At 33.2% G+C, this 20,906-nt stretch carries 18 protein-coding genes and 1 pseudogene; 4 read left to right on the top strand and 15 right to left on the bottom strand.

The window, feature by feature from the left end; translation table 11 throughout:
- Window positions 1-118: 118 nt before the first annotated feature.
- Window positions 119-487, bottom strand: coding sequence for a helix-turn-helix domain-containing protein (locus ACFQ1Q_RS13690; RefSeq protein ID WP_386132650.1), 369 nt, complete (start codon window positions 485-487; stop codon window positions 119-121).
- 73 nt (window positions 488-560) lie between these two features.
- Window positions 561-1,262 (bottom strand): annotated as a pseudogene (locus tag ACFQ1Q_RS13685) (magnesium chelatase domain-containing protein); the annotation flags it as partial.
- A gap of 133 nt (window positions 1,263-1,395) precedes the next feature.
- Between ACFQ1Q_RS13685 and ACFQ1Q_RS13680 the strand changes: the two are divergent.
- Entirely contained in the window at window positions 1,396-1,656 is a 261-nt protein-coding gene (locus ACFQ1Q_RS13680) for a hypothetical protein (RefSeq protein ID WP_386132647.1), read from the top strand.
- Here the strand turns inward: ACFQ1Q_RS13680 and ACFQ1Q_RS13675 are convergent.
- The 6 genes from ACFQ1Q_RS13675 to pabB form a co-directional block, all read right to left on the bottom strand.
- Window positions 1,586-2,551 (bottom strand): YheT family hydrolase, encoded by a 966-nt coding sequence (locus ACFQ1Q_RS13675; protein ID WP_386132644.1) that lies wholly within the window; start codon window positions 2,549-2,551, stop codon window positions 1,586-1,588. The two genes, ACFQ1Q_RS13680 and ACFQ1Q_RS13675, sit on opposite strands and share 71 nt — an antisense overlap.
- Before the next feature lie 141 nt (window positions 2,552-2,692).
- The gene (locus ACFQ1Q_RS13670) at window positions 2,693-4,591 is read right to left on the bottom strand and encodes a CocE/NonD family hydrolase (protein WP_386132641.1); all 1,899 of its coding nucleotides are present in this window, start codon (window positions 4,589-4,591) and stop codon (window positions 2,693-2,695) included.
- A 114-nt stretch (window positions 4,592-4,705) separates the two neighbouring features.
- A complete protein-coding gene (locus ACFQ1Q_RS13665; protein WP_386132638.1) occupies window positions 4,706-5,812 on the bottom strand; it encodes a thioredoxin-like domain-containing protein in 1,107 nt (368 codons plus the stop codon).
- A 122-nt stretch (window positions 5,813-5,934) separates the two neighbouring features.
- Window positions 5,935-7,581: an adenine deaminase gene (gene ade / locus ACFQ1Q_RS13660; RefSeq protein ID WP_386132636.1), complete on the bottom strand. Its 1,647-nt coding sequence runs from the start codon at window positions 7,579-7,581 to the stop codon at window positions 5,935-5,937.
- Window positions 7,582-7,642: 61 nt separating this feature from the next.
- A complete protein-coding gene (gene tilS / locus ACFQ1Q_RS13655) occupies window positions 7,643-9,010 on the bottom strand; it encodes a tRNA lysidine(34) synthetase TilS (protein WP_386132633.1) in 1,368 nt (455 codons plus the stop codon).
- 54 nt (window positions 9,011-9,064) lie between these two features.
- Window positions 9,065-10,381, bottom strand: coding sequence for an aminodeoxychorismate synthase component I (pabB, locus tag ACFQ1Q_RS13650; protein WP_386132631.1), 1,317 nt, complete (start codon window positions 10,379-10,381; stop codon window positions 9,065-9,067).
- Between the two features lie 95 nt (window positions 10,382-10,476).
- Here pabB and ACFQ1Q_RS13645 point away from each other — a divergent pair, with 95 nt between their 5' ends.
- Window positions 10,477-11,847 carry a DEAD/DEAH box helicase gene (locus ACFQ1Q_RS13645; protein ID WP_386132628.1) on the top strand — a complete coding sequence of 457 codons (1,371 nt, stop codon included), beginning with the start codon at window positions 10,477-10,479 and terminating at the stop codon, window positions 11,845-11,847.
- Between the two features lie 49 nt (window positions 11,848-11,896).
- Here the strand turns inward: ACFQ1Q_RS13645 and ACFQ1Q_RS13640 are convergent, their stop codons facing one another.
- From ACFQ1Q_RS13640 to ACFQ1Q_RS13630, 3 genes are all read right to left on the bottom strand, one after another.
- A complete protein-coding gene (locus ACFQ1Q_RS13640) occupies window positions 11,897-12,304 on the bottom strand; it encodes a DUF2721 domain-containing protein (RefSeq protein ID WP_386132626.1) in 408 nt (135 codons plus the stop codon).
- A 107-nt stretch (window positions 12,305-12,411) separates the two neighbouring features.
- Entirely contained in the window at window positions 12,412-13,065 is a 654-nt protein-coding gene (locus ACFQ1Q_RS13635) for a hypothetical protein (RefSeq protein WP_386132623.1), read from the bottom strand.
- Complete coding sequence (locus ACFQ1Q_RS13630; protein ID WP_386132620.1) at window positions 13,052-13,450, bottom strand: MotA/TolQ/ExbB proton channel family protein; 399 nt, start codon at window positions 13,448-13,450, stop codon at window positions 13,052-13,054. The genes ACFQ1Q_RS13635 and ACFQ1Q_RS13630 overlap by 14 nt, the downstream gene beginning before the upstream one ends.
- A 192-nt stretch (window positions 13,451-13,642) precedes the next feature.
- Here ACFQ1Q_RS13630 and ACFQ1Q_RS13625 point away from each other — a divergent pair, with 192 nt between their 5' ends.
- Entirely contained in the window at window positions 13,643-14,701 is a 1,059-nt protein-coding gene (locus ACFQ1Q_RS13625; protein WP_386132618.1) for a sensor histidine kinase, read from the top strand.
- Window positions 14,694-15,404 carry a LytR/AlgR family response regulator transcription factor gene (locus tag ACFQ1Q_RS13620; RefSeq protein ID WP_386132616.1) on the top strand — a complete coding sequence of 237 codons (711 nt, stop codon included), beginning with the start codon at window positions 14,694-14,696 and terminating at the stop codon, window positions 15,402-15,404. The genes ACFQ1Q_RS13625 and ACFQ1Q_RS13620 overlap by 8 nt, the downstream gene beginning before the upstream one ends.
- Before the next feature lies 1 nt (window position 15,405).
- Here the strand turns inward: ACFQ1Q_RS13620 and ACFQ1Q_RS13615 are convergent, their stop codons facing one another.
- From ACFQ1Q_RS13615 to ACFQ1Q_RS13600, 4 genes are all read right to left on the bottom strand, one after another.
- Window positions 15,406-16,716, bottom strand: a complete 1,311-nt coding sequence (locus tag ACFQ1Q_RS13615) for a DUF2254 domain-containing protein (RefSeq protein WP_386132613.1) — start codon at window positions 16,714-16,716, stop codon at window positions 15,406-15,408.
- Window positions 16,717-16,811: 95 nt separating this feature from the next.
- Entirely contained in the window at window positions 16,812-17,645 is an 834-nt protein-coding gene (locus ACFQ1Q_RS13610; protein WP_386132611.1) for a hypothetical protein, read from the bottom strand.
- 84 nt (window positions 17,646-17,729) lie between these two features.
- Window positions 17,730-19,130 (bottom strand): dihydrolipoyl dehydrogenase, encoded by a 1,401-nt coding sequence (gene lpdA / locus ACFQ1Q_RS13605; protein WP_386132609.1) that lies wholly within the window; start codon window positions 19,128-19,130, stop codon window positions 17,730-17,732.
- A 185-nt stretch (window positions 19,131-19,315) separates the two neighbouring features.
- On the bottom strand, window positions 19,316-20,905 hold the full coding sequence (locus ACFQ1Q_RS13600; RefSeq protein WP_386132606.1) for a S41 family peptidase: 1,590 nt from the start codon (window positions 20,903-20,905) through the stop codon (window positions 19,316-19,318).
- Between the last annotated feature and the right edge of the window lies 1 nt (window position 20,906).

Here is a 20,906-nt window from a genome sequence, read left to right as displayed (position 1 = left end):
TTCGACAGAGACGCACGGTTTTGGTTTGTTACAACTAAGTTTGGGAAAATACTTATGGTACTTTTTGGTATTTTCATTCTGATACTCGTTATCCTTGAAAAGGTTTTTAGCATTACCATCACGCTATAGTTTCCATATATCTGAGAATTTTTTGTAGGGATTTTTCTTTTGCTATTCTGCCACGTTCCCAACGCCCAAGAGTAGATTTATCAATTCCTATTTTCTCAGCTACAAATCGCAGAGGATATCCATTAATAATTCTATACGCATACATCTTTCCACGAGGAGTAGTTTCATCTATATTGAGAACCTTTGGAACATATCCAATGAACTTCGCAGCCTTATGAAGCACGTAAATTGAATTTTCTCGATTGCCCATCTCAAGTTCGTTAAAAAACCCACGATGAGCACCTACTAAATCATCAGCATCCCATTGTCTTAAACCTCTATCAATCCGTATTTGTCTGACTTCATCGCCAACGGTCAAAACCTCCTTCGGATACCGAAAATGCTTGGGTTTATGCGACTTTAGAGCCAGTGGTAAAATGGGGGACACAACCCAAACGCTTTGCTAGCATTGTTTTACCTGAACCTGGCGGACCAATTAAAATAATATTATGTCCGCCAGCAGCGGCGATTTCCATGCAACGTTTAATACTTTCTTGACCTTTGACATCAGCAAAGTCAAATTCAGGAAAATTCAAGCTTTTATTAAACTCCGCTCTTGTATCTATAATGGTTTGCTCAAGTGCTTCGCCTTTATCAAAATAATTGATGACTTCGGTAATGTTATTAACACCATAAACTTTTAAATCATTAACAATAGCGGCTTCTTTTGCATTCTGACTTGGGAGAATAAATCCTTTAAAACCTTCTTCTCTAGCTTTTACGGCGATTGGTAATGCGCCTTTTATAGGCTGAAGTGAACCATCGAGAGACAACTCGCCCATAATGAGATAATCCTCTAAATTTTCGGCTTTTATTTGGTTTGATGCTGCTAAAATTCCGACTGCCAAAGTTAAATCATACGCCGAACCTTCTTTACGCAAATCAGCTGGTGCCATGTTTATTGTAATTTTCTTGCCCGGAATTCTGTATCCATTGTTCTGAAGTGCCGCCGCAATACGGTAATTACTCTCTTTAATAGCATTATCTGGCAAACCTACCAAATGGTAACCAACACCTTTATCAACATTGACTTCAACAGTTATAGTTGAAGCTTCAACACCAAAAACGGCTGAAGCGAAAACTTTTTTGAGCATAGAAAATTGTTTGTTTAAAACTACAATTAAAGTTTAAACTAAACAACATTTCAAAAATTTCAAAAGGATTAACCATTTTCTCAAATCAGTTAAAACCAAGTCTTTATTCAAAATAACTTTACCAAAAAAAGCCATGACACAATATAGAGATGAAATAAAAACGAGAGAGCTCATTGAAAAAATTGAGCCATATTATCAAAGTTTAAGTAATCAAGACCGCTTAAAACTTGATGTAATAAAACAGACTATTGAGAGTACAGCTTTAGACCATTCTGGTTATGATGATATTTTAGAGACTTTAGAGGATATTGAAGTAAATTTAGTTAGCCACCGTATTTCTGTACAAACATCAAAGCCTTTTTCTCGTTATAATAAACGTTACCTTTTTCTATAAAACCGACATGTCCTCCATATTTGGGCATCTCGAGAAATAAATTAGAATTTTGTTTGGCTTCCTTTACAGGATAACATTCTGAAGACAAAAAAGAATCATTTAGTGCATTAATAAGCAATGATGGCACTTTTATATGGGGCAAGTAGTTTAAACTACTTGCCCTTTTATAATAATCAAAAGCATCTTTAAATCCATGCGCTTTTGATGTGTACACATGGTCAAAATCTATAAGGGATTTAATTGACTTGTAATCAGAAACTGAGATTTCTTCAGGAAACTGTTGCAATTTCGGTTTTAGTTTTTGCTTTAAGTGGTCGAGAAATCGGATGGCATAAGCTCTATTTTTAAAGCTTAACAATTCCTCGCAAGAACCCTTTAAATCGCATGGTGCCGAAACTGCAATTATAGCCTTAAGTTCTTTAGGCACATCTCGTTCTTCTCCGGCATATTTTAATGCCATATTTGCACCAAGACTTATGCCTTTAATATAGATTTCCTTGTATTTTTTTAACGAAATAATATGCTGAATAACGGCATCTAAATCTTCCGTAGCGCCAGAATGGTAACTACGATATAACAAATTAGGTTCGCCACTACATCCTCTAAAATTTACTGCGCAAGCGTCAATTCCGTTGTCATTAAATAATTTTGCGGCACCAGTTAAATATGGGCGTTGGGCATGACCTTCAAGTCCATGAAGTAGAATAATGACTTTTTCTGATTCTTTATTAGCATAACTCCAATCTAAATCCAAAAAATCAGTATCCGGTAGCGTGATGCGTTCTCTGATTTGGTTAACACCATTGACTTTTCTAGCTAAACCAGAAAATACTGTAGAAATAAAACCACTTTTTGTCCAAAAAAGTGGTTTGTAAGTTGATTCTATTATTGGCATATTCCCAATTGTCCTGCGGACATTTCCCCAAAGGGAAAAAACTGCAATTCGTAAAAAAGCGAAAAATTAAATTGTCGTAACATGGTTAAGAGTTATAAACCTTTGCTCCCGATAACTATCGGGATTGCGCGAGAAAAACCTTTATTTCAAAATTGTAAACTCAATTGAAGAATCGTTATACACCTTATGTGTTTGTGTTTTAAAGTCTTCTTCCTTGGCTTCAAAAATATTATCTACATACGTTTGTGGGTTTGCATCTATGTAAGGAAAAAAAGTACTTTGTACTTGCACCTGAATTTTGTGCCCTTTTTTAAATGTATGAAATACATCTTGTAACTGTAAATTTACAGGTGTTTTTTGGTTTGGTACGAAAGGTTCCGGATTAGTCATACTATTTCTAAAACGTCCACGAAGCACTTCACTTCTCACCAACATGTGATAATTGCTTAATTTTAAATGATCTTGAACATCATCTGTATTTTCTGTATCTGCAGGAAAAACATCTATGACCTTTACAATCCAATCGGCTGCTGTTCCTGTTGTTGATACATTTAGCTTTGCTAAAATATCACCAGCAAGCGTGACATCGGCTTCTAAAACTTCAGTTTCAAATGTTAATACATCTGGACGACGTGCTGCAAAACGCTGGTCGTCTGTCATAAATTTACGCGGTGTAAATACGACTTTAATATCTTCGGAATATGGAACTGGTTTCTTAGGGTTACTCACAAAATCTGACGTTGCAATATTTCTTGTCGCTTGTTTTGTTAGCTTTTCTTCTGGTTGCATAAACCAACTTTGCCTTGTTGTATTTTGTGGTGGCCATTGCTCAAAAGTCTGCCATTCTTTAGTTCCTGTGTTAAACATATTGGCTTCAGCCAAACCTGTTTCACCATTGGCTTCACCTTTAAGAAAATGATTAAAGAATTTAGTTTCAATCTCTTTCTGAAAATAATCTGAGATATTATCACCAAAATGAATATTTCCTATCACTTGTCGCTCTCTGTTTCGTGCCCAATCGCCATGACTCCAAGGTCCAAAAACTATAGTATTATAGTTATCACTGTTTTTTTCTATGTTTTTATAAGTGCTGTATGGTCCGTATAAATCTTCAGCATCGAACTGTCCGCCAACAATCATCGTTGCTGGCTTTATGTCTTTTAAATGCTGAATAATGCCGCGGCTCTGCCAAAATTCATCATAAGTAACGTGTTTTTTTAATTGCTCCATAAACACATTATCCTCGCCATAATACCCATCTAATTTACTTAGCGGCATATTATCAAGGAAAAATTGATATTGGTCTTCTGTGCCAATATCCGGAAACTCGTACCATGCTTCTTTTGTTGGCTTGTCTTTCATATATCCGAATACCGAAGTTGCTCTCCAATAACTCAATAAATACGCACCGTTATGAATAAAATCATCAAAAAAGAAATCACCAATACAGGCTTGTGGTGATACTGCTTTTAGTGCAGGATGCGAATCTAATAGTGAATATGTTGCATAAAAACCTGGATAAGAAATTCCGTATGTTCCAACGTTTCCGTTGTTGTTTTCAACATTATTTACTAACCATTCGATGGTATCGTAAGTATCGCTGGCTTCGTCTGTTTGGTTACCTGTTTTATTGGGAATGTATGCCCGCATGTTATCGTAAACACCTTCACTATTCCAACGTCCACGTACATCTTGATAGACCATGATATTGCCTTCTTCCATCAAATATTTATTTGGTCCTAATTTAGATTTGAATTCGTTTTCTCCATAAGGTCTACAACTATATGGTGTACGCATCATTAAAATTGGATATGTTTTTGATGTGTCCTTTGGTGAATAAATTGTTGTGTGCAATTTAATGCCGTCGCGCATTGCAATCATCACTTCTTGCTTATTGTAATTGTCTTTTGCAAACGTATCGACAGACTCCGACACTTTATTTGAAGCTGTCTCTGCTTCAGTGAGATTGATGTCTTTGGTGTCTTTGCAACCTAAAATAGCGATTGAAAACACTGCAAGTAGTAAAATTCTTTTAATCATGGTGGTTAGTTGGTTTGAATTTAATGCTTAAAGATAAATGAATTTTGATTTTTTGAATAGGACTTTAGAAACCTTTAGGATTTTAAACCTTGGTAGTTTTTTACAAAATCATTTTTACGGAAATATTTCAGCTAGTTTCACTTTTAATTGGTCATTATCTAGATTTCTACCTATTATAAAACCACTTTCATCAATCAGCACATTATCTGGAATACCGTTTACATAGTAGATTAATGCTGCTTCATTATCAAATGGCTCTAATTCTGTTAGGTTTACCCAAGGTAAATCATGCTTTTGGATTGATTTTAGCCATTTTTGTTTTTCCTCATCAAGTGAAACACCGACAATTTCAAATCCATATTTTTTATAAGTACTATAAACATTTTTTAATTCTGGGAACTCTTTTATGCAAGGTAAACACCAAGAAGCCCAAAATTCAATTAATGTTACTTTTCCTTTTATCTCTGAAAATTTTACAATTATATCTTCCGTGTTTTGCTGCTGAAAGTCAACATATTTGTCTCCCAACTGAGGATTTGCTTTAGGATTTAAATGTAATGCAATTAATTTTCCATAATAACTGTCTTTATAAACTTGGTTCATTAACGAAAATAACTCTTTCACCTCTTGTTTAGACCATAGTCCTTTTCTAGCATTTAGCATATAAACAGCTGGATAAGAATTAGGGTTTTCTTTTACAAAACGCTTTGTATTATAATCGCTTTTTTGAGAAACCTTTTTAGTTTTACTGCTTAAATCTTCTTTTTCCGCTTCTGTTAATTTCTTATAATTCTTAACGTAATATTTGTTAAGACTATCCCATTCACGGTCTAATTTTATATTAGCTTCAATTAATTTGTTAGAAACACTTTGTTGCTCTCCACCATTAACTTTAACAGAATAATTATTAGTTACGTCACCCTTGATTTCAGTTACGACATTCTCAATCCATAAGCCCACTGAAAATCTTGATTTATTTAAGTATAATATTCCGTGAGTTGGTTGTTCAAATTTACCTGAGAATTTAAATTTGCCATTAATAATGTAAGTAGAGTCAATATATTTTTTGGTCTTTAAAAATACCAACGTACTATCAGTTATATTTTCTAACTTACCTTTAATTTGAAAACCTTTGTTTTGCTCTGTTCTTTTTTCACAAGAAAATGAAAAGCATAAAATAAATAGTGTTCCTACTGCTACGAATACAAATCTTTTAATCATTTGGTTAGTTATTTTTGAAGTCTAAAGATAAGTGAATTGTGATTTTTTGAATAGGACTTTAGAAACCTTTAGGATTTTGCGAGATGCTGAATCAAGTTCAGCATGACAAATCGATTATTTCATTATTTAACTTCCAAATCTGTAAACTGAAAGGAATTTCCATCAAATAAGCCTTTATCTCCCAATTTTAAAACTGGAATTACGAGTAATGCCATGAAGGACAAACTCATGTAAGGCGCGTGCAATTTACTTCCTAAATCTTTTGCCATTTTATCTAATTCTGCGTAAGCTTTGCCAATGGTTTCGGCATTTTGGTCGCTCATAATTCCTGCAACAGGAAGTGGAACTATTTTTTCTTCAGTATCTGAAACGGCGCAAATGCCACCTTTGTTTTCAATCAAAAGATTTACCGCTTTGCATATAGCCTCGTCCGAAACTCCAACGGCAACTATGTTATGTGAATCGTGACCTACCGAACTCGCAATTGCGCCTTCTTTTAAACCAAAGTTTTTGATAAATGCTATTGATGGATCAGTATTCATATAACGATTAACCACTGTCATTTTCAAGACATCAGTTTCTGTGTTTGAAATGAGATTTCCGTTTTTAATCGTAGCATCTTCTATGATTTCATTGGTCACCAATTCGCCATCGAGACATTCAATAACTCTTATTTTTGCTTGCCCTAAGCGGAGTCGAAGGACTGAATTAGATTCAAATCTAAAATCTGATACTTTCTTTTTTTCGGTATTGAAATTATTCAGAATTTCGAAATCGACATGTTTTATTTTTGATACGCCATTATCAAATACCAATTCACCATTAATATAGGTTTGAAGTGTTTTGAAAGCCTTTAAATCTTCAACGACTATGCAATCAGCTGCATCTTCTACTTGCAGTAAACCTACGTCTAAATTATAATGCCTTACGGGATTTACGCATGTGGCTTGCAAAACTTTAAAAACATCAATTCCCTTGGCAATAGCACGTTCTACGAGTTGATTGATATGACCGAGTAACAAATCGTCAGGATGTTTATCGTCACTACAGAACATCATATTTTCGAAATGCTCAGGTAACAAATCGATTAAAGCGTCGAAGTTTTTGGCAGCACTTCCTTCACGGATAATGACTTTCATCCCCTTTTGAAGTTTCTCCAAAGCTTCATCATAAGTAAAACATTCGTGGTCTGTAGAAATTCCAGCGGAAATGTATTTGTCTAAATCATCGCCTCGTAAACCTGGAGCATGACCATCAATTGGCTTATTAAAATTTTTTGCCCATTCTATTTTTTTATGCACTTCTGCATCATCGTAAATAACGCCAGGATAATTCATCATTTCCGCCAAATATTTAATATCTAGATGAGATAGTAAATGCTTAATATCATTAGAATCGATGATAGCTCCTGCAGATTCAAACGAAGTCGCAGGCACACAACTAGGTGCACCAAAATTGAATTTAAACGGTGTTTTCTTGCCGTTTTCTATCATAAACTCCACACCTTTCACACCAAGTACATTAGCAATTTCGTGTGGGTCAGACACTGTGGCAACTGTTCCGTGTTTAACCGCAATTTTGGCAAATTCCGAAGGCACCAACATAGAACTTTCAATATGGATATGAGCATCTACGAAACCAGGAAGTATGTAATGATTTTCTTCACAATCTTTTTCTATGATAGATTTTATTTTACCGTCTGCAATATGGATTTCACCTTTAAAAATGTTACGGTTTAAGATATCTACAATATTTCCTTTTAATGTCATAAGCTATGATTGTCTCTTGTTTTACGATAAATAAATGCAGTCGTAATACTTTGAGTTGAAATTAAGGTATTATTTGTGTTATTGGCTTGCGACCATTATTAATCCGCATATTTAAAGTTATTTTTAATATGTGTGATGTATTATTTGATACTTTAAATCGCTCATCTACTCGCATTCCTAAGACCCAAACTATTTTATCGTTTGAGGTTAATACCCAAGTATTTTCTTTAGTTAAATAAGGCGTTTTTTCGTCTTTTAACAATTTACTAACTTTTTTCTTACCGTTTAAACCTAAAGGATAAAATACATCGTCAGTGTTCCAAAGTCTAAGTTTTAATGGAAATTTTAATTTTCCAGCATCTAAATAGATAATATTTTCAGCAATTTCACCAATATCCTCAACATGTTTAAAATTGAAATGGCCCACATAATTTTCAGAAAAACCTGATTCTACTTCTTCTTTGCTTAACAGAATTTCTGAGTGCGCTTCAGTATTAATTTCATCGAGAATAAGTTCATCTCTGTCTTTAATTAAGCGGTGTGTTTTTGAATAAACTTTCTTTCCTGTTTCTGCAGATAAGAGACTTACAATATCATTCCATTCTGTAAAACCATACTGATTAAAAATTTCAAACAAAACAGCTTTTGGATTTTTCAATTTTTCGAAATATGAAATATCATAAACTGTAGTTCTGTGATTTGCAAAAACCACGCTATCATACAAAAACTGATTGATATAATCGTCTTTTAGATATGCTGTATCTTTTAGATTTTCTAAGGTATTTTGAAAACTATCTAACAACTGCGGATTGATTTCTTTAAGAATTGGTACTAACTCGTGACGCAATTTATTTCGTAAATACTTCCGAGAAGAGTTACTACTATCGTCTCGCCATTTAATATCATTTTCTTTTGCATAATTCTCGATAGTTTCACGAGAGAATGGTAATAATGCCCTTACTATATTACCATTAATCATAGGAATTCCTATGAGTCCGTTTAGACCTGTGCCTCGAGTAAAATTGATTAGAAATGTTTCTAAATTATCGTCGGCATGATGCGCTGTTAATATGTAATCAAAATCTAGTTGTTCAGCTAAATCATTAAACCAACCGTAGCGTAATTCGCGTGCAGCCATTTGGATAGACAGCTTGTTTTCTCTAGCGTAAGCTTCGGTATCAAAACGCTGAGTAAATACTTCGACATTTATGTCTTCTCCTAACTTTATGACAAATTCTTCATCGGCATCACTTTCTTTTCCGCGCAGTAAAAAATTACAATGTACTAAAACAAAATTGAAATTTAATTGCTTACTTAAATACGCTAAAACCACAGAATCTATTCCGCCAGAGATGGCTATGATGAGTCTGCTTTCTTTTAAGAAATTAAGTTCTTGATTAATATGTTTTTGAAATTTACCTAACAACATTATCCATTAATTACACGAATATAAGAACTGCTATCCGAATACTGCGAGTGCGTGTTAACTTTCTAAAACCTCACGCATGGCCTTTGCCTTAATTAGACATTCCTCGTACTCTTTTAATGGGCTGCTTTTAGCGGTAATTGCACTTCCTACAGAATACGATACGTATTTTTTTGATGCGTTATATAATATGCTTCTAATAATTACATTAAAATCGAAATTACCCTCTGGTGTAAAATAACCGACCGAACCTGAATACAAACCACGCTTAGTTTCTTCAAGTTTTTCGATAATTTGCATTGCCGAAATTTTTGGAGCGCCTGTCATACTTCCCATTGGGAAAGTTGTTTGTATTAATTCTGAAGCACTTGTGTTTTCTTCAACTTTAGAAACTACTGTTGAAATCATTTGATGTACTTGTAAAAACGAATATACTTTACATAATTCTTCGACTTTTACACTTCCTTTTGTTGCGGTTTGTGATAAGTCGTTGCGCACTAAATCAACAATCATAATGTTTTCGCTGCGTTCTTTTTCGTCCTGAGACAAGTCGTATGCCAATTGCTGGTCTTCTTCTTTATTTTTAGAACGTTTGGCTGTGCCTTTAATGGGTTGCGAAATAACTTTTTGACCTTCTTTTTTTAAGTACCGTTCTGGAGAAGCTGATAATAAATAATTGTCATCCAATTTTAGAAATGTAGCAAATGGAGGTCGAGAAATATCATTTAACTTCTGAAATGTTTCTAAAGGCTGTATTACAGTATTTTCAGCATAAAATTCTTGACAAAAATTGGCTTCGTAAATATCACCTCGATGAATGTGAGCACGCATTTCTTCTACTTTTTTGAAGTAGTCATCTTTGGTGATTCGGAGTTTTATTTTAATTGGTTCGTTACTTTGAGACTTCTCGACTCCGCTCGAAGTGACAGCAAACATTTTATTTGAATTCTCAATACGTTCTAAATCCTCTTCAATTTCATCATAAACCATTCGCAGATACTGCACTTCAACCGTTTCATCTTTTATTAAAAAGAGTTTTTTTGGTTGAAAAAAGTATAAATCCGGAAAGTATAATCCATCAAAATTTGTGGACTTTAAATCTTCAACAGTATTCTTTAAATCGTAAGTTAAATACCCAAAAATCCAATCATTCGTTGTGGATTGGTAATCATTTAGTTTATTGAAAGCATCAAAATAATCGGTTTTTAAACTTGTAAATGCATCAACTGCTAAAACCGCATCATACGAGTTATAATTTCCTTTATGGTTATTAGAATCTAACCAAACTACATCATCGTATTGTTGTGCCCAAACCAACAGTTGTTGTTTGAAATCTGAAATGGATTTTGGATAAAAATTTCTTTGTGTTCGCAATGCAATATTTTGAAAAACAAAAATATTGAAATAAAGCTGTAATACCTATTTGGTTTTGTGAAGGATTGCTAAAGAGGAAAATGTATCTTTGCAGCATGAATAAAGAAGACATTACTTTTCGTGATTTAAATTTAAACACACCTCTTTATAATGCCTTAGATGACTTAGGCTTTACTTCGCCAACACCAATACAAGCAGAGTCTTTTGGTGTGGTTGCGTCTGGAAAAGATGTGGTTGGTATTGCACAAACTGGTACTGGTAAAACCTATGCTTATATGTTGCCTATATTGCGAAATTTAAAATATTCGCGACAAGAAAATCCACGTGTTTTGGTTTTAGTACCAACTCGAGAATTGGTGGTACAAGTTGTTAATGAGATAGAAAAATTATCTAAATACATTAATAATCGTGTGCTTGGCGTTTATGGCGGAACCAACATTAATACACAAAAACAAGCTGTTGCACAAGGTTTAGATATCATCGTAGCAACACCTGGGCGTTTGTATGATTTGGCTGTGAGCCGCGTTTTACAATTAAAATCGATACAGAAATTGGTAATTGACGAAGTTGATGTAATGCTCGATTTGGGATTTAGACATCAACTGATGAATATTTTTGACATCTTACCCGAGCGACGCCAAAACATAATGTTTTCTGCAACCATGACAACTGACGTTGACGAATTGATAACTGATTTTTTTATAAATCCAACAAAAATTTCAATAGCAGTTTCTGGTACGCCCTTGGAAAATATTGAACAGACACGATATAATGTGCCCAATTTTTACTCGAAAGTGAATCTTTTGGAAGAAATTCTTCAAGATAAAGAGACCTTTTCTCGTGTGCTGATTTTTGTGGCTTATAAGCGAATGGCAGACCGTTTGTTTGATAAGTTAGAAGAATTATTTCCCTCAGAAACATGTGTTATACACTCCAACAAAACACAAAATTATAGATTGCGAAGCATTGAGCAATTTCGCGAAGGTAAGAACAGACTACTTGTGGCCACAGATGTTATGGCGCGCGGTTTAGATATTGATGACGTATCACATGTTATAAATTTTGATACACCAGATTATCCTGAAAATTACATGCACAGAATCGGTAGAACTGGTCGTGCTGAACGCAAAGGTGAATCTATTTTGTTTTCTACTGAAAAGGAACAACAAGCTCGAGAAGATATAGAAGCGTTAATGCAAATGGAAATTATAACGCTCGAAATACCTGAACATGTAGAAATTTCTAAAGAACTTATTGAGGAGGAACGTGATGTTATTAAAGAACGTTACAACCCAACTAAGCGCCGAGACCTTGATGCGCCAGGACCAGCTTTTCATGAAAAGAAAGATAAAAATAAAAAGGAAAATCTTGGTGGTTCTTACAAATTTAAAATGGCTGCGAAATACAAGAAACCTAAAACACGTGGCGATAAAAATTATAATAAGCGGAATAAAAAGAAGAAATAATTTTAGCTCTCAACTACGTTGAAACAAAACACAATATTTTTATGGTTTATTAGCGATTTTTCAAATCATCCTCAATATCGCTTAAGTGGTGTTTTAATGCTTTTGCCGAAATCTGAATTTCCCAAATTAAAAAGGCTAAGGATATAATTAATAAAAGTAAAGCCACACCAAATACCCAAACTGCAACAACTTTGTATTCTATATAAATAAGAAACATCGTTAGCACACACAATAACAAACTACTAATACCAAAAATCTGCATTTGTCGGGTTAAGTTTAATCGTAGTTTTAGATTGTTTATTTGACGAATTAAAGAGGTTTCTTGGTGTTTTAAATACTGGTCGCGTAAATTTCTAATGACCGCTGCATAAGCTAAAAACCGATTGGTATAAGCCAACATGATTAAAGAAATTGCAGAAAATAAAAGCGCTGGTGTTGTAAGTGTGAGCTGTTCCAAAAGAATGTTTTTATCAAAGTTAGGTATAAAGTAGGAAGCATTAAAAAAAAGCGAACTTAAAAGTTCGCCTTAGACAAAATAACCCATTAAGATTAATAATTAAACTTTTAATTATTTGGCCTTTCAGGAATGTAAGCCATCTCAATTTCGATATCATTACCGTAGTTAACTATCAAGGAACATAATACAGAAACATTCGCCCCATTGTGAATAGCTGGTTTCATTATTGGTATCTTTCTGAGTACTCTTAAGATTTCTGCCTGAATGTTTACTTCTGCATCTCTAACTTTCATCCCAGTTCGGTTTCCGTTTTCATCGATAATAAAAAAAGCTTCAACTTGCTTTTGCTCTGCAAGATTTAAATCTTTAGACACCTTCAAATTAAACTCTCGTTTTATAAATGCTGTCACTTTATTGTTAAAACATGCTTTTGTTTCTTCAGTAGAAAGTTTCTCACAACCTTCGTACACGGGCGCTACATCAACATCTTTTAATACCATTCTGTTATCTGGATCGTAATCACCTAAGCCATCACTCTTTGAGATAATACTGCATAAACTTAGCATGGCCTGCTCCTCTTCTTCACTTATATTTCCTTGCACCATTACCTGCTGTTGAACAGCATTTATTTTATATATCAATTCGCTTTCTGATGTATTTGATGGTGATTTTTGCTCACAAGAAAAAATAAAAGCTATTGCGAGAAGTGATATTAATTTAGTTTTTGAAATTTTCATGTTGTCCAATTTATTGCTTAGCATTGTCTGAGTTTAAACTCCATTTATATGCTAAAATGCCTATTCTCGCTACTGTGAAAGAGAATAATCCAAACGTTATGGTCAATAACGATACTTTGATACCAGCGGCAAACAAATCTGGTCTAGTTTCTCCAATGGCTTCTAACATATCAAACAACTCAATAATTCCCATAACAGAAGCTAAACATCCCATGACCAAAGCCACTAAACTAGATTCAGCAGCTAAACCAATCATTTTATTTGATGATCTCTCATTTTTATTCTTTTTTAAAAAAGCCAAAACTATAAAAACTATTGATAGCAAAAACGCTATTAAAATAAAGTACATACCTGTTCCGCCTTCACTTAGACGCTGTAAAAAAGGATTTGATGTGATTAAAGCAATCATAATTTATATTTTTTAGTTAAACTGAAAACAAACATAAGATGAGATTTGCTTAAAAAAAGTAGAATGCGACCAATGACAAATTTCCATCGGGATTTAACACAGATGTCAAAACAGGCACAAAATCTGTTATTCGTCTACAAAATAATCTCTGCACCTAAAAATAAACTATTATTGTGCCGAGAATATACAAACGTGAAGAAAAACAAAACAACAACTAGTAGATTAAAACGAGTGCTTCTGCACGTTTTGTTTTGGCTAGCCATAATTCTCTTTTTTACACTCACGTTCAGTGCTGACAATACTATTAATAGTAATATTTTTTATTTTTCTCTGTTTTTAATGCCCATAACTATTGGCACTACTTACATTTCCGTTTACAAACTTATACCCGATTACCTCGTTAAAAAACGTTATTTTCTATTTGGGCTTTATAGTTTATACACGATAATTATATCTGTCTTTAGTATTATGTTTTCGGTATTTTATGGTATCGCATTTTTAACTGACTTTATGTTTACTAAGGTGGAATCTTTAACGCGTAACACGTTATTTATTATTGCTTGTATTTATCTAGTCGTCATTGTAGTTAGCGCTTTTAATCTCTTAAAGTTGAATTTAAAGCAATCCAAATATAATGCTGAGCTCGAAGCAAAAATTTTTGAAGCGCAACTGAAGTTAAAGGAACAAGAATTAAATTATTTAAAGATGCAGATTCATCCGCACTTTTTATTTAATACGCTAAATACAATGTATGGTTTTGCTTTAAAAAAGTCTGATGCTACTCCAGAAATGATTCTAAAACTTTCCAATTTACTTGACTATTTATTATATCAAGTCGATAAACCTTCAGTCGCCTTATCTGAAGAAATTAATCACATTACAGATTATATTAGTTTAGAAAAAATGCGTTTTAATGATACGCTTCTGGTGAATTTTAAAGCCGAAAAGTGTACTGAAAATATATCCGTTCCACCGATGTTATTTTTACCATTTATAGAGAATAGCTTCAAACATGGAAAAATTATAAATGGTCAGTTAAAGATTGACATCAACTTTAAATGTTTTAAAAATCACATCAATTTCAGTATAAAAAATTCTCATAAAAAAGGAGAAATATCTTTAAATGGAATAGGTTTAGACAATATAAAAAAACGCTTAGAATTGCTTTTTCAAAATAATCACGAATTAGATATTTTGGAAACTGAAACTGAATATTCTGTTAACTTAAAATTGCATATCTCTAATGGCTAAAAAGGTAAATTGCATTATAGTTGACGATGAAGCCATAGCCAGAGATATTGTAGCGCTACATCTCCAAAAGATTGAACGCATCAATGTAATAGCCAAATGCAAAAACGCTATTGAAGCCTTTAATACAATAAGTCAACACGAAATTGACTTAATATTTCTAGATATTAACATGCCCGAAATTTCTGGGATTGCTTTTGCCAAATCTATAAACAAAAATGTCAAAGTCATTTTTACTACTGCCTATCGCGATTATGCAGTTGAAGGCTTCGATTTGCAGGCTGTAGATTATGTTTTAAAACCTATTTCTTTTGAAAGATTACTCAAAGCCGTCAATCGTTATTTTGAAGTTTCAAATTCTAATATTACTGAAGCTGTTTCAAATTCTGAAAATTCAGATTTTATATTCGTGCGTGCCGACAGACAAATGCAAAAAATAGATTTTGATAATATTATTTATATTGAAAGTTATAGCGATTATATTAAAATTCATTGCAGAGACAAAACAATAGTCACCAGAGAAACTATAAGTAATATAGAAGTTAAATTACCTCAGCAACAATTCTTAAGAATACATAGGTCTTACATAGTGGCAATAACTAAAATTAGGTCATTTTCTAACGAATCGGTAAGGCTTAATGATAAAGAATTAACCATAAGTAGAAGCTACAAATCTAAGGTATTAAATTTCTTGCAAGCTTTATAGACTACTCCAAAATTAACTTAGCCCGTCGCTCTAAATCTTCAACATCATTTGGTTCTATAAAATGATTTTTTCCCATATTAAGCAGCATTGTCGCATGTTTTTTTATAGCCTCTTTGTTTTCTGGTTGGTCAATAAATTTATGTATTGTAATTAAGGATTCCATCATTCGTATAACCACTGATGGTACATCTTTTGAAAATTGCCGTATTTGATTAAATGCTGCATTTAGCACACCTTCAAAATCTAAAATCTCGGTAACAATTCTCAAATTGCCTTCAGCATCTAATCTAAATTTTGAAGGAAATTTTACTTTAGATAAATACACTAATGACTTTGTTAAATTATCTACACAAGCTATGGCTGTATATGGATCGTTGATTCCTGGAGATAAAGCGCGCGCAGCAATTTCTACCAATTGGTGTATAGAATGCTCTGCATCTTGTTCTGTTGTTCTCGTATCTCCTGTAACAAATGATTTTTTAAAATTATTTAAATCATCTTCACCTAAAATTTCATTTGAATAAATAGTGGCACATTGCACGTCTTTAACCGTATAATCACCGGGTTTACAATCTAATTTAAGTAACACATCATATTCTTTTGTCTTTTCTAATAACGCCTGACTATCAATGTACTGAATGTAACCGCTAGAGCGCGAATTTAAGTTATGTGTAATTTTATATTTCTGTAATTCGTTTTCAAATTTCTCATCATCCCAATCGTCTTCAGCTTGTTCACCAAGAGATTCTGGAAAAAGCGTATTTAAAGATTTTGAAAGATGTTGAGATATTTCTGAAACTACCGTATCTGCCTGAATACTCACAGCTATATGATGAATAAATACAATTAGTAAAATTACGTTTGCAATGGCTAAAAAAGTAGCAAACATTATGGTGAGATAAGGAATGTAAGCATTTCCTTCAAACTTGTTAATTACATTTAAAATAATAATACAGCAAACAAATGTCGAAATGTAAGACCCTAAAACCACTTGATTAATTCGGTCGTACATAAAATTTTTAATTTGTCGCGACCCTAATTGAGAAGATGTTAAAGACAATGCAACTAATGTCATAGAAAATACCGTACCTGCAACACCTATCATAGCACCAGAAATTGTTGTTAATAAACTACGAGCAGATTCTAAACTGTTTACAAACAAAAATCTACCAAAACCATCAGTAGGTACATTAACTACACTATCTAATTTTAAAAAACATGCTACTAAAATTAGAGCAATAACTATAACCAAAGACGGAACAAACCAAAACGTGGCTGTTAATCGGCTCCACAAGAAAAAGATTTTTTTCATCAAATTTAATTTGATGTAAGCTAATAATAAAGCATGAAACCTATTAACCGATTTGAAAGAATTAGTACAATTTTAGATTTCAATGTATAAATTAATTAGTTTTTGTATGCTTCGTATTTTGCCAATTCAATTTCTACAATTGCTTCCCATTTTTTCTGAGTTTCTTCTTTAATTCCCTTCTGAGTATCTGTATCATAACGGTCTTGAAACTCCCTATATTCAGCAAACAAAGCATCAAATACTTCTTTAGCTCTTAAGTAATCTGCAGATGTAAAATTATTTTCTTGAAATATTTTTCGAAGTTTTCTCGAATAGATTTCTGTAATGTCAAAATGAATTTGCTCATGTTTTAAAACATAATCTGTTCTGCCTTCTGGTAATGCCCAACTTTTATTGGTATTCATTGTAGCTTGAATAAAAAGCTTACCTTTTTTAAACAAACTAAATGCACTCGGCTCGAAACCAAAACCAGAATTTGTTACTGCTAAAGCTGTTGGAAACTCCTCTAAATTGGGATTGCCTTTAAAATCATCCCAAGTGAGTTTTCTGTTTTCGTTCCATGTAATTCTAGATTCGTAGTCTTTTGGATTTTTTACAAAATATAATGTTCCCCAAACGCGATGACAGGTGCTCCAACCATCTGGCTTTTTGTGTTTGGTAATTTTAATAAGATTTGCGCCTGATTCTCTTGCTTCAGCTTTAAGATTTTGAACATTTTCATAATACGAACATTGTGCTGCTAATCCGCCATCTTGAATCTTAACCTCACCTATTTCCTCTCCGATGATATCGGGATTTTCGTCATAGGCCACGACTATTACTGTGGCATTATAAGGTAATGGCTGTCTTTGGGTATTTATAACGCTTCGGACTTTGGGTCCGCACGCAGTTACTGTAAAAAGTATTAATATAAAAACTAATTTTTTCATATAGTAAAAATAAAAAAAGCGAATCAAAATGATTCGCTTTCATATAATAAGATTCTGAAACAAGTTCAGAATGACACATCAATTTTAAACGTGTAACGCTCTATCGTCGGTAGCTGCTAAAGCCGCTTCTTTAATTGCTTCTGCAAATGTTGGGTGTGCGTGTGAGTATCTCGAAATATCTTCAGCAGACGCTCTAAATTCCATTGCTGTAACTGCTTCAGCAATTAAATCTGCACAACGTGCGCCAATCATGTGTACACCAAGCACTTCGTCTGTAGTTTTATCTGCTAGGATTTTTACAAATCCATCGATATCGCCACTTGCACGTGCACGTCCTAAGGCTCTAAATGGAAACTGACCGACTTTATATTCTATATTATCTGCTTTTAATTCCTCTTCTGTTTTACCAACTGCAGCTACTTCTGGCCATGTATACACAACACCTGGGATTAAATTATAATCTATATGTGGTTTTTGACCTGCTAAGGTTTCAGCAACAAATACACCTTCTTCTTCGGCTTTGTGCGCTAACATAGCTCCACGAACACAATCGCCAATTGCATAAATATTGGAGGTCGAAGTTTGTAAATGTTCATTAACTTCAACTTGTCCTCTATCGTTAATTTTTACGCCTGCAGCTTCGGCATTTAAGCCATCTGTAAACGGACGACGACCCACAGAAACTAAACAATAATCGCCTTTAAATTCTACAACTTCGCCCTTTTTATTTTCAGCTTTTACAATAACTTCATCGCCTTTACGCTCCACAGATTGTACTTTGTGAGACATCATCATATTACACTTGGCTTTTTTAAACACTTTGTTCAATTCTTTGGACAAGCCAGCATCCATAGTTGGTAAAATACGGTCCATATATTCAATAACCGTAACTTCAGCACCTAATCTGTAATAAACTTGACCAAGTTCTAAACCAATAACTCCACCTCCAATAACAATCATATGTTTAGGGACTTCTTTTAGCTTTAAGGCTTCTGTAGAAGTTATAATTCGTTCTTTATCTAACTCAATAAATGGTAAATTACTTGGCTTACTTCCAGTGGCAATAATTGTATTTTTCGCTTCAATCTCTTGAGCATCTTTACCCTCAATAGCAATGTGGGTTTTGTCTTTAAAAGACCCAACACCTTCAAACACATCTATATTATTCTTCTTCATCAAAAAATTAATACCGCCAGTGGTTTGGTCTACTACAGCTTGCTTTCGGCCAATCATTTTTTCGAGATTAACTTTAATATCTCCAGGAATATCGATACCATGGTCAGCAAAATGCTTAGTGGCTTCCTCGTAATGATGAGAAGAACTCAAAAGTGCCTTACTTGGTATGCATCCTACGTTAAGACAAGTGCCACCTAAAGTTGGATATTTTTCAATAATTGCGGTTTTCATCCCGAGTTGAGCACAGCGAATTGCTGCAACATATCCACCAGGACCAGAACCTATAACTACGACATCGTATGATTTCATAAGAAGTATTTTTCAATTTTAATGAATAACAAAGATAATACTTATGTAAACGAATTACGAATTTTGAAATAGATATTTAGTCAGTGATTGCAGTGAAATTCGATGAATAAAACTGGCAAAGAGATTTAAACATTTTTGATGATTTTTAGTATCAAAACTGCGTACAGCTTTCTACTTACTAAAAATTACTGTTTGCTTTCAATATCTTTCAAAATCCATTCTAGCTCTGGGTCAACACCGTTTATCCTATCTTCATAGGTTGGTATAATTTTTACGTCTGGCTTTACACCGTAACCATCTGGCTCAGTTTTGTATTTTGAGTCGATGTGCATTAGTCCTATACGTGCTTTGACTTTTGTGTTTGGCAATTCATAAATTTTATAAAAACCTGCCACAGTTCCGTTGTAAGCACCACCAGTTTCTTCGCCAACAATGGTTGCGCGCTTACTTCCTTTTAGTTGGGTTGATAATACGGATGAAGCCGAAAATGAATTACCATTAGTCAGCACATATACATTCCCCTTAAAATTGAGTGATTTTGGCTCTGTTTCTTTTGCTGATTTAAATTTATAGTACAATTGACCGTCTTTTTTACTAGTATGCAACAAATCATAAACCAAAAATCCTGGAGATAATAAGCCGTAAATGACCTTAGTACCCACTGATGTTGAATTACTAAATCCTGTTTTTAAAATAGGAATTCGTGTATTTGTTTCACTTTTATTAATTAGTTGAAAATTTTTATCTGTTAAATATGAATACAATTCGGTAATTTCATTAAGTCGTCCACCAAAATTATTTCGTAAGTCAATTATTAGATTATTAGATTTTGCAGAATCAATTTTAGTAAAAACTTCTTCGTAAAAAGCCTCATAGTCACCAATACTAAAACCACGTATTTTCATAAGCGCTATTGTACTGTCTTTACCAATAAAACTTAATTCTCTATTATTAGTTTTAGTCTCGTAATTGTACCCGTATTTTTGACGATTTTTAAATTTCTCTTTAGATTTTGCTTTTTTTGCTTTCTTCTCAGCTTTTGTCAATTTCTTTTTAGGCACATTTTTTAAAGAATCAAGTTTTGCAGAGTCTATTTTCTTTTTAGGTTTTGGTAAACGCTTAAACTTTTTAATAAAAGTAGAATCGCTATTTTTTAGTTTTAAGCTTATACTATCAAATCTTCCTTTGTCATAATAGTAATATCTAAAAAAACGATTACCAGAAACACGAGGATGAAATGTAGTATTATATCCATCTGAAGCTATTCGTTTTTTAAATTGTCTAAGAAAATCTTCTGTTTTAATGCCGTCAACTTCAATAATTTCAGCATATTTTAAAAGAGAATCTTTGCCTTTTGCGCTACTTATAAATAATGTATTATCTAGATATTCGGTATCAATATTATTAATATCAAATTCTAGTTTTCTAAATTCTTTTTGTTCTTTTCTATTCAATTTTTTTGAAGGTGGTGACACCGACATGTGTCCTTGTCCGACATACTTTGTGACTTGCGATAATTGCTTGTAAAAGTCTCGACTTGTCATCGGTTGCTTTATCGCGGTTTTTAAACTATCAAACTTATAATCTAAAGTTTCCTTAGGAGTAAATTGATACAATCTTGGATGTAATCTTTTTAATTGTTTGTAAACAGCATCTACATCTTCTTGCAAATCTTCTACTGGGTGCATTTTAGAAACAGCCTCATTATAATTAGCAATACTTCCGCAAGAGTGAACTAAAACTGAAACGACAAGGAGTAATATAATTTTCTTCATA

This window comes from Winogradskyella litorisediminis (assembly GCF_042675765.1).
In the GTDB taxonomy this organism is placed as follows: domain Bacteria; phylum Bacteroidota; class Bacteroidia; order Flavobacteriales; family Flavobacteriaceae; genus Winogradskyella; species Winogradskyella litorisediminis.
The sequence above is the reverse complement of the archived record's forward strand: the minus strand, read 5'-3'. Positions and strand labels throughout refer to the sequence as shown.

Bases quoted from the DNA above. Each gene is read 5' to 3' on its own strand.
- tilS (WP_386132633.1), bottom strand. From the start codon at position 9,010: ATGTTGTTAGGTAAATTTCAAAAACATATTAATCAAGAACTTAATTTC.
- ACFQ1Q_RS13615 (WP_386132613.1), bottom strand. From the start codon at position 16,716: ATGAAAAAAATCTTTTTCTTGTGGAGCCGATTAACAGCCACGTTTTGG.
- ACFQ1Q_RS13635 (WP_386132623.1), bottom strand. From the start codon at position 13,065: ATGCTAAGCAATAAATTGGACAACATGAAAATTTCAAAAACTAAATTA.
- ade (WP_386132636.1), bottom strand. From the start codon at position 7,581: ATGACATTAAAAGGAAATATTGTAGATATCTTAAACCGTAACATTTTT.
- ACFQ1Q_RS13620 (WP_386132616.1), top strand. From the start codon at position 14,694: ATGGCTAAAAAGGTAAATTGCATTATAGTTGACGATGAAGCCATAGCC.
- ACFQ1Q_RS13665 (WP_386132638.1), bottom strand. From the start codon at position 5,812: ATGATTAAAAGATTTGTATTCGTAGCAGTAGGAACACTATTTATTTTA.
- ACFQ1Q_RS13680 (WP_386132647.1), top strand. From the start codon at position 1,396: ATGACACAATATAGAGATGAAATAAAAACGAGAGAGCTCATTGAAAAA.
- ACFQ1Q_RS13600 (WP_386132606.1), bottom strand. From the start codon at position 20,905: ATGAAGAAAATTATATTACTCCTTGTCGTTTCAGTTTTAGTTCACTCT.
- lpdA (WP_386132609.1), bottom strand. From the start codon at position 19,130: ATGAAATCATACGATGTCGTAGTTATAGGTTCTGGTCCTGGTGGATAT.
- ACFQ1Q_RS13670 (WP_386132641.1), bottom strand. From the start codon at position 4,591: ATGATTAAAAGAATTTTACTACTTGCAGTGTTTTCAATCGCTATTTTA.
- ACFQ1Q_RS13630 (WP_386132620.1), bottom strand. From the start codon at position 13,450: ATGATTGCTTTAATCACATCAAATCCTTTTTTACAGCGTCTAAGTGAA.
- ACFQ1Q_RS13610 (WP_386132611.1), bottom strand. From the start codon at position 17,645: ATGAAAAAATTAGTTTTTATATTAATACTTTTTACAGTAACTGCGTGC.
- ACFQ1Q_RS13645 (WP_386132628.1), top strand. From the start codon at position 10,477: ATGAATAAAGAAGACATTACTTTTCGTGATTTAAATTTAAACACACCT.
- ACFQ1Q_RS13675 (WP_386132644.1), bottom strand. From the start codon at position 2,551: ATGCCAATAATAGAATCAACTTACAAACCACTTTTTTGGACAAAAAGT.